Source organism: Gilliamella sp. ESL0405 (assembly GCF_019469205.1).
In the GTDB taxonomy this organism is placed as follows: Bacteria; Pseudomonadota; Gammaproteobacteria; order Enterobacterales; family Orbaceae; genus Gilliamella.
Genome location: NZ_CP048265.1, coordinates 883,511 through 898,228 on the forward strand (window position 1 = coordinate 883,511; position 14,718 = coordinate 898,228).

General features: G+C 35.9%; 6 protein-coding genes. 5 read left to right on the plus strand and 1 reads right to left on the minus strand.

Annotated features, from left to right (window positions below):
- Positions 1–88: 88 nt before the first annotated feature.
- On the minus strand, positions 89–3,448 hold the full coding sequence (locus tag GYM74_RS03970) for a DUF6138 family protein (RefSeq protein WP_220219195.1): 3,360 nt from the start codon (positions 3,446–3,448) through the stop codon (positions 89–91).
- A 614-nt stretch (positions 3,449–4,062) separates the two neighbouring features.
- On the opposite strand from GYM74_RS03970, the gene GYM74_RS03975 reads away from it, so the two are divergent.
- The 5 genes from GYM74_RS03975 to GYM74_RS03995 all read left to right on the plus strand — a co-directional run bounded on the left by GYM74_RS03975 (position 4,063) and on the right by GYM74_RS03995 (position 14,675).
- Positions 4,063–5,301 (plus strand): NRAMP family divalent metal transporter, encoded by a 1,239-nt coding sequence (locus tag GYM74_RS03975; RefSeq protein WP_220219196.1) that lies wholly within the window; start codon positions 4,063–4,065, stop codon positions 5,299–5,301.
- Between the two features lie 9 nt (positions 5,302–5,310).
- On the plus strand, positions 5,311–6,078 hold the full coding sequence (locus GYM74_RS03980) for a LamB/YcsF family protein (protein WP_220219197.1): 768 nt from the start codon (positions 5,311–5,313) through the stop codon (positions 6,076–6,078).
- Positions 6,079–6,180: 102 nt separating this feature from the next.
- Complete coding sequence (locus GYM74_RS03985) at positions 6,181–7,779, plus strand: 5-oxoprolinase/urea amidolyase family protein (RefSeq protein WP_366518691.1); 1,599 nt, start codon at positions 6,181–6,183, stop codon at positions 7,777–7,779.
- Complete coding sequence (locus GYM74_RS03990) at positions 7,772–9,517, plus strand: biotin carboxylase N-terminal domain-containing protein (RefSeq protein WP_220219199.1); 1,746 nt, start codon at positions 7,772–7,774, stop codon at positions 9,515–9,517. Before GYM74_RS03985 ends, GYM74_RS03990 begins: the two co-directional genes overlap by 8 nt.
- Positions 9,518–10,133: 616 nt before the next feature.
- Entirely contained in the window at positions 10,134–14,675 is a 4,542-nt protein-coding gene (locus GYM74_RS03995) for an autotransporter outer membrane beta-barrel domain-containing protein (RefSeq protein WP_220219200.1), read from the plus strand.
- Positions 14,676–14,718: the final 43 nt, after the last annotated feature.

Sequence of the window (14,718 nt, forward strand, 5' to 3'; positions counted from 1 at the left end):
ATACTTATCTTTTTTATATTTATCAGAATAAATTAAATTTATCCTATTGTTTTTTTGGGGCATAAGCCCCTTTCTATAATCCTATTTTTTATAATTTCGCTAACTTTTCCTGCCAGTATTCTTGATATTGTGGCAGGCGTTTTTGCGCTGTTTGGTACACCTGTTTTAGTTCAGTAGTATCGAGTTTTCTTTGCAGTTTCTCCATGGCATAATCTAGTTTTTTTTGCTGCATATATGCCCTAAACAGTAGTGAGGCATCATAGACTTCGTCCATATCTGGGGTGATTTTTTCAAGCTGTTTGATTGCCCGATAATTATCATCCTTCAAAACCCCAGCGCCTAAAGCCTCATCCAAATACATCATACCGGGCTTAGAGTAATCAATGTTTGGGCTTCCTTTGGGACTATCGAAGTAATAGTATTGTTTTCGCAGTGCGTATAATTTTTCTTTATCGGGCTCTTTTTTGTTCATTGCATCTGCAATCTTAGCAAAATCCATTACTCCATAAATTAGCTGAGCTTGGTTTTTACCATAAATTCCCATACCCACTTGATAGGGGGTGCCACTGAAATCAATCACAACCTTTTTACCAAAACGGTACGCTTGTCCAGCGCCCCAGATGATAGATGAGTTAGCGGTTATTTTTTTCCTAGATTTAATAAATTCAATCAGATGGTCAAATAGATAAGGATTAGTTATCGTTAATGGGGCAAAAACAAACGCTTCACACGATGAACCATCAGAATCTAATTCATCGAGATCAAACCCGCGTTTTTTAGCTTCCAATGGCGTAATGACACAAGGTGGATTTTCGATAAAATCTTGCTCATTAATGATTAGCGGTTCGGAATCGCTTTCTGGTTTAGGTGAGATATTATAAATAATTGGTTGACCGCTACCTTCTCCTTCTTCCTTAAGAGCTTCTAAAGCTAAATCATGAAAATCTGCATATATCAACTTTTCTTGCGGATCCGTCGCATTATTAAATAATTTTTTTAACTTTTTAAGACTATAACGAGGTTCACCAAAAAGATATTTTACTAAATAAGTCAATTTACAATATGGATTTTTTGGCTCGTTCATACTGTAATAATCCGTCAAACTAGCTAAATTTTGCGGAATTTTATAAAATTGACTGGATAATTCAGACATATGTTGACCTTGAGTTAATTGCAATAAAGCAATCGCAACCGCAGTTTCGGGCGTAATACCCCAATATTTTTCAAGAACAATACCAAAATTACCTGCCAAATATTCATGGTCACCATCGGTTTCAAGTGCAAATTTAATAGCCAAATCCATATGTTTCACATCCGTCATTGCCAGGGCAATAGCAGCAAATGCCCCGGCGACTGAATTATATTCATCTTGTAAATCAAAACTATAATCAAATTCATACATGGTTAAGTCAACAAACTCTCGAATTTTATCATGTAAACTTTCGTACATCGCTGCTTTGCGGAAAAAAACATGTGAACAACAAGCTATTCCTCCTGCCCCTAGCTCTAATTCTTCAAAGTCTTCATATTCTTCAACGTATTTAGCGAATTCAGAATAGTATTCAGGCTTGGCAATAAAATAAATATGAAGCCAATGCCCCTCAAATATATTTGAATAACCTTTTGCCATTAGACCATTTAAATAATCAAGCGCGTCCGAATAGGCCTGTTCACTTTCTTGTTTGAAGCGTAAGTAAATTTCACCACCCGTTGGCATGGCTCTGGCGATAATGGTGTCAGTTTCACAAAATACATCAGTTTCAATAAAAGTATCATAAAAACGTTCGGTTTCTGATTGATTGTCTGAATCGTCTTTTTTTTCTGGCTTGCTATCTCTAATGCCCAACTTATCCCACGCTTGTTTTTGTAGCATTGCTGGTTCATATCCTTTATCAACTAAGTCTTGAATATGTATATCAGCATATTTAAATCCAAAATTTTCCCATTCAAACTGTAAATAAACTAACCACCATTTTTTAAAATCAACATGGGTGTGTTTCCATAACAGAGAACGTCCTTTAGATTCAGCCTCTTTTTCACCTGAATAAAGATATTTTTTTAATAATGCTAAAATTCTATCGGTATCATAATGATCAATAATGCCATTGAAGGCAAAATATTCCTCAACCGTGTTAGTTAGCAAATCTGCATGATATTCTTCTGATTGCTCCAGATATTTTAGGTCTCTTTCAAGCTCAAGTATCTTGGTTTGTCGGTAGGTTTGTTCTATTGGTGTTTCAATGAAAATATTGTCCTCATCGCAAAAAGCAATTCTAAAATAATGATCTGTAATACCTTCAAAAAAACCATTATCCAGCATTTTCTGGAGTTTTTCGGTAAGTAGTGGCACAAAATATTGATTATTTATCTGATCACTATACTGAGGCTCATTATACTCAATATCACTAATAGCAAATGATTGATAACTTTTTGGGTTTCTATCTCGATTTAAAGCGTATATTTTCAGATATTTTTCATCGAAGGTGATATAAAAACCATAGGTATGATTCGGTAATTTGAAAGCTGGAATATTATCTTCACCACCAGCTCGAATAGAGTCAACAATGTGTTGTAACGTACTGGCTATTTTATCTGCCATTTGTACTGGATAATCGTTAAGATATTCTTCAGCCAGGCGATGAATTGAATCGGGACGGGTTTGATAATTGTCATAAATATATTTTAATACCCCTTGAGCATAAAAATCTTTCACTACAATGTTGGTATCTTTGATTGTTAAAAGATAGGTTATACAATCAAAATGCATTGAGGATATTTTATTGATGAATTTTGAAAAAATAACTTCTAAAGTATCTTTAACTAACGTTTGAAATACCTTAGTACTTGGACTCAACACTTTTAATTGTTCAAACGTCGCTTCGATATCGAACTGCTCACCGTCTTTAATATATTTTCGTAACAAAACTTTTAAGTTATCAAATTCTTGTTCTTGTGGTGTTTTAGTGACTGTCTCTTTTTTGATCGGCGCATCACTTTGTTTTGGTGGTTGTTTAACTGGAGCAACTTTTTTAGGCGGAATTTTACGTAACTCGTCAAAATCAAATGGGTTAGGTTGACCTTCACCAACCCATTCGTCGAGGTAAAACCATGGTTTTTCTTTACCGTCATCAATCACATCTTTGGGAGGAATCGGTTTTGGGTGATATTTCGGTTTTGGGGCATCGGGCATTTTGATGATTGTTTTTTCTGTGCAGGTTGATTGTTCAAGCGTTGGTGGGATCGCTTTTTCCTCATAGCCCTTTTTGATTTTCGATTTGATCAGTTTGTTGGCTTCTTTTTCCGCATCGTAAGGCGAAGAAAACATTTTAACTTGTGTTTGTCCTTTTGTACCTATCTTACCAAATACGATTGTTAGGGATTCGTCTTGTTGGGTGATATACCAAAATTTATTCGACAAGGTATCTTTAAACTCTAAATAATGCTTCATTTCCCATATTCCTTAATTATAATTTTTGTTTAGTTCTTATAGATATATAAATAGTCATTAATACAACTTTTTGAGTGTATAAAATTTTGATTATAAAAACGACCATTATTTTCGAGGTCTCCTGGAAACACTTAGATGAAATGAGATGAGTTTTTGCATTAATTTTACATCATGTCTCTTTCTAGTATTTTAGGTGTGTGTGTAAGCCTTTCTAAATATTGATTATAAAAATGATAGTTGAATTAATTTTGTCTATTAATTTTCAATATATGAACATTCGAAACTGGTTTTTTTGAGGGAAGTTTCTATAATAACTTTTCGGATGAGTAAAGTTATAAAAAATTACTTTGCACTTTCTACAAGCAATATTGCACCAAAATTTAAATAATGATATTTATTGCCGCTTTTCAGGGCTACAATTAAACTGTTTTGTAGGCTTTCATTGAGTGTTTGGAATGTTTTTTAGCTAATAAATGCTGTTAATTCCTTCAATGTGGTTAATAATTTATATCAATACTCATTGTTAACCATTTTCATAGTTATTGGCGATAACTATGGTATGGTAATTGCAATTATTTGTTAACAAGCAAAGCAACTATAGAAGGAACAGGCATATGGAAAATCAAAATAGCCATAGTGCAGCCGCTTTTGTAAAAAATCGTCGGGCTTCTTTAATCAGTGCTATTTTTTTAATGGCAACCTCGGCTATAGGCCCTGGTTTTATCACGCAAACCGCCACTTTTACCGTAACATTAGGTAGTGCTTTTGGATTCGGAATTTTGGCATCAATTATTATTGATTTTGTTGTGCAACAAAATATTTGGCGAGTGGTATCGTTAACTAAAATGTACTCTTCAGATATTGCTAACGCGACAATTCCCGGTAGTGGTTACCTATTGGCTGTGTTGGTGATATTTGGTGGCTTGGTTTTTAATATTGGTAACATCGCTGGAGCAGGTCTTGGCTTAAATGCACTGGTTGGTCTTGATCCTAAATGGGGTGGGGCAATAAGTGCTTTATTGGCTGTTTATATCTTTTCATCAAGTAAGGCCAGTCATTTTATTGATCGATTAATGATAGGTTTAGGATTATTAATGATTGGCTTAACATTATTTGTGCTCTTTGCAGCGCATCCGCCAATCGGGCAAGCTTTAACGCAAACAGTCTTTCCTAGTAATATTGATTTTGCATCGATTACAACCATTGTAGGTGGTACTGTCGGGGGTTATATTTCTTATGCCGGCGCACATCGTTTGTTGGATAAAAATATGGGTGGTGTGCATAATATTAAGCCAGTATCGACGGCGGCAACCCGAGGTATAATTGTTGTTGGCATTATGCGTTACATTTTGTTTTTAGCAATTTTAGGCGTTGTGGCAAGTGGGGTGACAATCGATATTTCAAGTTACGCTGCCAATCCTGCATCGCAGGCTTTTCAAGCTGCTTTAGGTGAGCTTGGTTTGCGTATTTTTGGTTTAATACTATGGGCTGCGGCATTAACCAGTATTATTGGAGCAGCTTATACTTCAATGACATTTATCACACCGTTTAAACGTAACATTACGAAAAAACAACGTCAAATGGCTACCATTGTATTTATTATCAGCTCTTTGGCTGTTTATTTAATAATGGGCACTGCACCTGTTGCACTATTGGTTTTTGCCGGTGGTTTTAATGGTTTAGTCTTACCACTAGGCTTAACAATATTTATTTATATTGGTTGGAAGCGATCCGATCTTATGTCTGGCTATCATTATCCTAGATGGTTATTATGGTCTGGTTTAATTGTTTGTATTATGACTTGGTATATGGGCGCAATGTCAGTTGTAACTATCTTTAATTATTTAAAATAAAGGATCAGCATGCCAGTTAATAAATTGATAGATTTAAATAGTGATCTTGGTGAGAGTTTTGGTCAATGGAAAATGGGTAATGATGAAGCGATACTCAAAATTGTCAGTAGTGCCAATGTAGCATGTGGTTTTCATGCAGGATCCCCGGAAGGAATTTTAAAGACGCTTAAAGCTGCTAAAGCCAATAATGTTAAGATCGGTGCACATGTCGCTTATCCTGATTTAGTCGGGTTTGGTCGGCGTAATATGGATATCGCATCAGACGAATTAACCGCTGATGTGATTTATCAAATTGGTGCGCTCAAAGGATTAGCAACTTCAATTGGTACCAGCGTTGACTATGTAAAACCCCATGGGGCATTGTATAATACTATGGCGCATGATAAGCGTCAGGCAATGGCTGTCATTGATGCTATTTGTTCACTTGATGCTAATCTTGTTCTGGTGGCTCTGGCTGGATCTCCACTTATTAATTGGGCAAAGGAAAAAGGTTTAAATGTTGTAGCCGAAGCGTTTGCTGATCGTGCATATCATGCTAATGGAACTTTAGTTTCTCGCCATGAAGAAAATGCAGTATTGCATGACCCTCAATTAGTAGCCGAACGTATGTTACAATTGGTGAACGAAGGTGGTCTGATGTCAATTGAGGGAAAATTTGTTTCGATTGATGCCAGTTCAATTTGTGTTCATGGCGATAGTCCTGCTGCGTTAGCGATAGCGCAAAGTGTTCGTGATAAATTTCAACAAAATGGTATAACTGTTTCTTCGTTTGTTTAGATTATTTATGGTTAGATTCCTTAAGGTATCTAAACTGCGACCTTATATATTTTGGCTTTTAATTATTGATGGATTTTCAGTTTTAGGCACTAGGAGTGTATGATGCGTTTTTTACCGGTTAATTTAGATGCACTAATGGTAGAACTAAATAGCCTTGAACAAACAATGGCGTTAACTGATCTGTTGCATAATATGTTCAAACAATGGCATATCGAAGAAATTGTGCCAGCAGCGAGAACGATATTGATTCGTTTCAATCCTGTTCTTACTAATGCCTCTACAATTGCCAAACATGTTGCAAAACTTGATATTTCAGCGGGAGTCATGCCTTCAGGTGAGTTAATTACTATACCTGTACAGTATCAAGGCGAGGATTTAGCGGACGTTGCTAATTATTTAGGTATCACGATTAGTGACGTTATTGAGCGACACACTGAGCACGAATATCAAGTCGCTTTTTGTGGCTTTGCGCCTGGTTTTGCTTATATGGTATCAAAAGGTGCTAATCTTAATGTGCCACGTCGCCAATCGCCACGTATCCGCATTCCGGCTGGTTCGGTAGCCTTAGCGGGAGAATTTAGCAGTATTTATCCAAAGACTAGTCCTGGTGGGTGGCAATTAATTGGAATTACTCATGTTGCGGTATGGGATCTACATCGAAAAGAACCTGCATTACTAAAGCCCGGTAGTCGAGTTAATTTTATTGATGCCAGTAAATCTGGGAAAATATACTCATTACCGATATCTAAAAAAGTCGAAGAAACCGATCATCTACAACACGATATTAAAATTCTACAGACTGGCTTACAAACATTATGGCAAGATGATGGTCGAATTGGTCAAGCAGCATTAGGCATTTCCGAGTCCGGAGCTATGGATAAAAGTGCGCTACATAGCGTGAATCGAGTAGTCGGTAATCCAATCAACACTCCGGCTTTAGAAATCACTCAAGGTGGATTTAAGGCACAGATAAACAGCGCCATGCTAGTTGCTGTAACAGGTGCTACATGTGACATTACGATTACTACTGCTAAGCAAGAAAAATATCACTCAAGAATGTATGAGCCGATTCAATTAGAAAAAGGGGATATTATTGAGCTAGGAAATTGTCAATGTGGCGTCCGTAGTTATTTTGCTGTACGTGGTGGATTTGAAATAGCCCCTCTTCTAACCAGTTGTTCATATGACACGTTGGCACAAGTGGGACCTTCACCACTGAAAAATAATCAATATTTAGCACTTAGACACAAAAAACGATTAAATGCTGTATCATTAACTCAATTACCTTTAGTTAATTATCCTACTTCAGATGATGTGGTTGAATTAGATATTGTATTAGGCCCTCGTACTGACTGGTTTACTCAACAGGCGATAACAAAGCTTTGTTCACAGCTATGGCATGTTACGCCGGCATCTAATCGTATTGGGCTACGATTATTAGGTGAAGAGCCATTGAGTCGTAAAATCCAGCAAGAATTACCAAGCGAAGGGACTTGTATTGGCGCAATTCAGATTCCAGCTAATGGCCAGCCAGTTCTATTTTTGAATGATCATCCATTGACAGGAGGTTATCCCGTCATTGGTGCAGTTTGTAATTATCATTTAGACTTAGCAGGTCAAATTCCTGTTAATGCTAAAATAAAATTTAATCCTATTGGAATGTTTAAAGAATTTATTGGGAGTTGTTCTGATCATGTCTGATTACAAAAAAATCACACATAAAGTGTTAATTGCTAATCGTGGTGAAATCGCGACTCGTATTATTCGTGCGTGTCGAGATTTGGGCTTTAAGTCGATTGCTATTTATGCTGATAATGATATAGATTCATTACATGTCCAAATGGCAGATGAAGCTTATGGTTTATCCGGGACTTTACCCAGTGAAAGTTATTTAAACATTGAAAAAATAATTACTATCGCTAAAAAATCCGGTGCAACTATGGTGCATCCCGGATATGGTTTTTTATCCGAACGAGCCGAATTTGCCAAAGCGGTACAAGCAGCTGGATTAATATGGATTGGGCCAAATCCTGAAACAATTGAAATGCTCGGTGATAAAGTTCAGGCAAGGCAGATAGCCCTATCTGTTGGTGCTCCGTTAGTTTCTGGCACCAAGCAACCAGTTAAAGATGTAAAAGAAGTATTGGCGTTTGCTCAAGAGTATGGATTACCTATTGCGATCAAAGCTGCTTTTGGCGGTGGTGGTCGCGGGTTAAAAGTTGCATGGCAAATTGAAGAAGTTGAAGAGCTTTATCACTCAGCGGTACGTGAAGCGACAGCTGCATTTGGCCGAGGAGAGTGCTTTTTAGAACAATTTCTATATCACCCTCGACATATCGAAGCTCAGATACTTGCTGATACATTGGGTAATGTTGTTGTCGTTGGTACACGAGATTGTTCATTGCAAAGACGTAATCAAAAACTTATTGAAGAGTCTCCTGCACCTTTTATTTCTGAACAACTTGAGCAACAAATTATTAAAGCTTCGAAAGACATTTGTGTCAAAGCTAATTATTTCGGAGCGGGTACTGTCGAATTTTTATTAAGCCAGTCAGGTAAATTATCATTTTTAGAAGTAAATACGCGCTTACAAGTTGAACACCCTGTAACTGAAGAAACGACAGGTGTTGATCTCGTTGTTGAGCAACTACGCATCGCACAAGGTTTACCGCTGAGTATAGATCAAACACCGAAGCCCCGGTCACACGCAATTGAATTCCGAATAAATGCTGAAGATGCGGGTAACGGTTTTTTACCTACTTCAGGTATGATAAGCCTATTTGAACCGCCATCTGGTCCTGGAGTACGTTTAGATAGTGGTGTTAAAACAGGTTCAACGATTCCTGCTACTTTCGACTCTTTAATGGCTAAACTTATTATTACTGGGAATGATCGTAAGCAAGCAATTGCACGAGCACGTCGAGCTTTGACTGAGTTTAACATAGAAGGAGTGGCTTCAGTGTTACCTTTTCATCAAGCGGTCATTGAACATCCAGATTTTTGCCAACAATTTAATGTACACACTCGTTGGATTGAAACTGAGTTTAATAATGAAATTCAACCGGCTAAAAGACAAATCCCGCAAAATGAAGAAAGTATAACGCATACCTTTATAGAAATTGATGGCAAACGCTGTAAACTGGGGGTACCATCAAAATTGCTAACAGGCTTATCATTTCAAACTAATTCAACTATTGCCAGTTCTGAGCATTTAGATGTAAAGTATAACGGTATTATTGTGGTATCACCTGTTTCAGGAAACTTATTTAAATGGGTCGTTGAGGATGGGCAAATTGTTAATGAAGGCGAAGTTATTGCTATAATGGAAGCAATGAAAATGGAAGTAACCGTTATTGCTCATCGTTCAGGAACTTTAAAACAAGCAATCAAAGAAGGTGAGTATATTAACGCTGACTGCAAGATTGCTCAGATTGATTAATTTTTATTAATAGTTTGTTTAGCGACGACAATAATAATTATAATAATTTCTTGTTTTAATTATCGGCATGAAAGTTCATTTCATGCCAATTTTTCTCCCTTTTATTCTTAATAAAAAGTCACTAATTGTCTGTTTTAGCCTTGGTATAGTGAAACATACAGGTTAGCTTATTTCAGCTCAACGATAAGTTAAATCAATCTTTATTTAATATTCTAGTTTAATTAAATATAGGATCTTTCACGTTTATTAAAACGAAATTTACACAATCATATGTAAATTTTTATAATTCTATTGCGGTTTTTATCGGTATATGGTACAAATATTAACCGATAGTTCATCTTTTAAAATGTTTAGTTCCCCCGTTATTTGCTGGACTGTCATTAGCTTTTCTTTTTTCCATCTTTAATGTTTATAAATGATTTTGAGCTTTGTTTATCAATAAAGTAATGATTGTTTTATCTATATACGTGTTATCCAAGTGACTTAAAAAATAAATCCAGTATTTATTTTGAAATTAAAGGGATCACATTATTCAAAAAATTCAATTAATTCAGTTTTTCATGTTTTTAAATTAAAAATTGGATCATAACCAATATAAGATTCAGTGAGAGGGAATATGAATAAAATAAATAAGTTAATTTGGAGCGCACGTTGTCAATGTGCTGTTGACAATTCAGGGAAGGCAAAATCTAAAAGCAAAGCTTTTTTACTTAATTTCATTACTACAACAAGCATTACATTAGCGATGACCAACCCAAGTTTTGCTCAATGTATAACTAATGATCCAAATAATCAGGCATGTACAGGTGATGTAAATAATACCAACGGCAATGGATATGAAAATACAGTCCCTTCTAATGTCACAAATTTTACTTTTATTCAATCTAATGGCTCTATTACAGGTAGTCAAAATGGAGTCGAGATTATTCACCAAGGCAATGGTATTTTGACTATCAATACGCTGGGGAAAATATTTGGTAACGGAGGGGATGGGATTAATGCCCAAAATAGTAGTAATTCACAAGATATCAAAATAACTCAATTAGTTAATGGTGAATCGAGAGGAAGTAAATCCGGTATAGCGGCAACTAATAACGGTAGAGGTTCAACAATCATTAATACTTCAGGTACAGTTGTGGGTAATCAAGATAATGGTATATCTGTACTCAATGGCAATCAAGCATCTGATGTGACGGTTAATCAGTCAAATGGGAATATTGAAGGTCATAATCGTGGGATAAGTGTTGAAAATCACAGCCAAGGTATATCCGAAATTATTGTTTCGGGTAAAGTAAATGGTTTAAGTAATGAAGGTATATTTGTAAAAAATAACACAGGCAGTAAAAATATTACAATCAATCAATATGACGATAGTAATGTAAGTGGTCAAAGTTATGGTTTAGCAACGTATAATAATGGTAATCAACAAACCGATATCACTATTGCCGGTAATGTTGAAGGACGTAATATGGATGCTATTTATTCAGAGTCGACTAGTACAGCCTCAGATGTTTTTCTAACACAAATGGTTGATTCTGTAATTAAAGGTCATAATAACGGTATAAATATTATGAATAATGGCCTGGGAGCTAGCGATATAACAATTTCTGGTTCGGTAACAGGCGAGCAAATAGATGGTATTGTAGCGAAAAATCAGGCTAATACTACAACGGCTATGTCTTTAAAACAATTGAGTGGTAGTATTTTCGGTCATGTAAACGGACTTAATTTATTGAATAATGGTAATGGCGATATTGGCATTTTAACGAAAAATAGTATCCAAGGCGAGCAGCAAGACGGTATTATTGCTCAAAATGCGGCAAATTCCGGTAATATAAGATTAAATCAAACATCAGGCTCGATCAAAGGTCATAATAATGGCATAAATATCCTTAATAATGGAACAAAATCAACTTTTATCTCAACTTCAGGAACTGTTGAGGGAGAGCAAAACGACGGAATTAAAGTTATCAACAGTAGTCAAACCTTGAATGGTGTATCTATTATTCAGTCGAATGGTAAAATTCATGGTAACCTAAATGGTATAAATCTAGTCAATAATGGTCAAGGTAGTATCACTTCACTTGAGATTTCTAAGGATGTTATTGGCGCTTCAAACGATGGTATCGTGGCAGTAAACGCTGACAAAACAGGAGATTTAAATTTTATTCAACCTTCCGGTAATATTACTGGTAGATTAAGAGGTGTTAACCTTCATAATAGTGGGACAGGTAATACTAATATTAACTTATTTGGTAATATCACTGGTCAAGTAAATGAAGGTTTAATAGTCCAAAATGGCATAGAAGCTAATAAATTAATCTTTATACAAGCGTCTGGTATTGTCACCGGTATGTTAAATGGTGTTTCACTTATAAATGGAGGTACTGGCTCAACCCAGATATCAACATCGGGTGTCATTGAAAGTATTCAGCAACATGGTATGTCTGTTGTAAATGCAGCCAACAGTCTTAATCTATCTTATGAGCAACAGTCTGGTACGATTTCTGGTTATTATAATGGACTAAATTTTACTAACAAGGGTATTTCTACTACTTCTCTGTCTCTGGCCGGTAATATTATAGGTAAAAATGCTGATGCGATTGTTGTTGAGAATGATATAACTACGGGTCAATTACATCTGGAGACCTTAAGTAATAGTTATATAAAAGGTCATAGCAAAGGTATTAATCTGATTAATAAAGGATCGGCTCAAACCGTAGTTGCCATTGCGAATAGAGTTGAAGGCGAGCTAGATGATGCAATTTATGTTTCAAATCAGAATAATACAACTGACTTGCTAGTTTCTCAAACAGGAACTGAGTTAATCAAAGGAAAAAAAAATGGTATAGAACTTGAAAACTCAGGATTAGGTCAAACTAAATTTATTGCACATAGCGGAGTCGTCATCGGTCAAGATGAGTCAGGTATCGTTATAACTCACAGTAACTTGAGTCATGATATCGAGGTTGATCAAAAAGCAGGTGTAATTTATGGTAAAAACAATGGCATTAAAATTAATAACAATGGGTTAGGTTCAACAAATATTAATATTAATGGTAATGTATATGCAAATGGGACAGATGCTGCCAATAATCTCGATGCGGGTATCTATACAACAGGTAAATCGGATACAACAACCAATATTAACCTTAACAATGGCGCTAATGTTTATTCAGTTCTTGGGACAGCGATAAAAAATGAAGTTACCAATTCTATAATTAATCTTAATAATGGTTCTAGAGTTAGCGGTAAAATTTTGCTAGGAACCGGTAATGATACGCTTAATATCAATGAAGGCTCCGATATCTCAGAATTAACCAAGATTGATGGTGGGCATCAATATATTCGAGCTGGTTCATCAAATGAAATAGATATACTTAACTTTAGCACTCATCTGACAGGATCTTCTGATTCAGTAGGTAGCCGTGGCGATATAGCGATTCTTGATTGGGAAAATATTAATGTTGGTACAAACGGCAGATTATCATTAACTGGTAATTTAAATACTGATAAACTTACACTAAGTTCGAACTCTATTTTAGATTTTGTCCCAACGTTACATCAAGCTACAGTAAGTGGCGATGTTTATAATAGTGGTACTATCGCGCTGAATAATAACTATACTGGCGATAATCTTACTATAACAGGTAATTATATTGGTGATAATGGACAGCTTTTGCTTGATACAGTGGTGCAAGATAGTAATAGCTTAACCGATAAGTTAATAATTGGTGGAAATGCTTCAGGAAACACATTAGTTAAAATAACCAATATTGGTGGATTAGGTGCAGATACAGGCACAACTAATGGTATTGAAATTGTCAATGTAAATGGAGTGAGTTCGAACGATGCTTTTAATTTAGATGGGACACATTTAGATGTCGGCGCTTATGAATACTATTTACATAAAGGTGATATTAATCAAGAAAATAACAATTGGTATTTACGTTCTTACAAACCAACTAATCCAACCAATCCAACCAATCCAACCAATCCAACTAATCCAGTAAATCCAGTAAATCCAGTAAATCCAGTTAACCCGGTAAATCCAGTTGACCCGGTGAATCCAGTTAACCCAGTAAATCCAGTTAACCCAGTAAATCCAGATAAACCAAACCCACCAGTAAATCCAGATAAACCAGAACCACCGGTTAATCCGGATAAACCAGAACCACCGATTAACCCGGTTTCACCGAGCAAGGTTGCTTATCGTAAGGAAGTGCCAATGTTTGCAGCTGTTGCTGCACAATTACGTCAAGCTGATTTGATTATGCAAGCGAACATGCATCAACGTATAGGTAATACCTTATTAGGGGATTCTCGTATTAGTTGGGGGCGAATTATCACTGAGAGAACTGATATAAAACAAAACGGCATTGCAAATTCCCATAGTAAAGGCAATTACGCCGGATTACAAGTTGGTAGTGATATTTGGAAAGATGAAAATAGTTATTGGCGAGCTGGGGGATATTTCGGATTTTTACATGGTAGTTTAGATATAAATGGTTTTGCTAGTACTATTAACGGTCATGCAGGCAAGAATAAATTAAATTCCTATTTCTTAGGTGCGTATGGTAACTACATGGATGATGACGGAACATATTTAGATTTGGTCTTACAAGGCAGTCGTCATAAAGTTGACATCAAACCAAATAGCAACAAGAACAGCTCTGAAAAAGGTTACGGTATAAGTGTTTCTGCTGAAGCAGGTAAACCATTTAATTTGAATTATTATGATTGGCGAATTGAACCTCAATTACAAATTATTCATCAATGGCTAGATATTAATAATAGTCATATCAGTGGTAACACTACCGTTAAACAAAGTCATAACAATTCTTGGCTTTTTCGAGTGGGCGCGCGACTTGAAAATCATTTTCAGACAGAATCTGGAACGTTGCGTCCTTATGCTCGTATAAATTTATACTATTCACCCGATGGGGCTGATCGTGTAACGTTTGAAAGTCCAAGTGTTGCTACTAAGTTTAATAGTGGTGCCGGTTACACCAGTACGGAACTTGCTATAGGTGGAAGTTATGAGTTTAATCGTGATGTCAGTGCCTATACGGAAATTGGTCATATTTGGTCTAATAGTGGTGATGCAAATGTGAAAGCGCCAATTAATGGTTCAATAGGTATTAGAGCTAACTGGTAACATAACTAGCAAGCTAAGTTTTTAATCTAACTGACCGATACTT

What these genes read in the sequence shown, in the direction of transcription:
- GYM74_RS03970 (WP_220219195.1), bottom strand. Translation starts at nt 3,448, where the DNA reads ATGAAGCATTATTTAGAGTTTAAAGATACCTTGTCGAATAAATTTTGG.
- GYM74_RS03975 (WP_220219196.1), top strand. Translation starts at nt 4,063, where the DNA reads ATGGAAAATCAAAATAGCCATAGTGCAGCCGCTTTTGTAAAAAATCGT.
- GYM74_RS03980 (WP_220219197.1), top strand. Translation starts at nt 5,311, where the DNA reads ATGCCAGTTAATAAATTGATAGATTTAAATAGTGATCTTGGTGAGAGT.
- GYM74_RS03985 (WP_366518691.1), top strand. Translation starts at nt 6,181, where the DNA reads ATGCGTTTTTTACCGGTTAATTTAGATGCACTAATGGTAGAACTAAAT.
- GYM74_RS03990 (WP_220219199.1), top strand. Translation starts at nt 7,772, where the DNA reads ATGTCTGATTACAAAAAAATCACACATAAAGTGTTAATTGCTAATCGT.
- GYM74_RS03995 (WP_220219200.1), top strand. Translation starts at nt 10,134, where the DNA reads ATGAATAAAATAAATAAGTTAATTTGGAGCGCACGTTGTCAATGTGCT.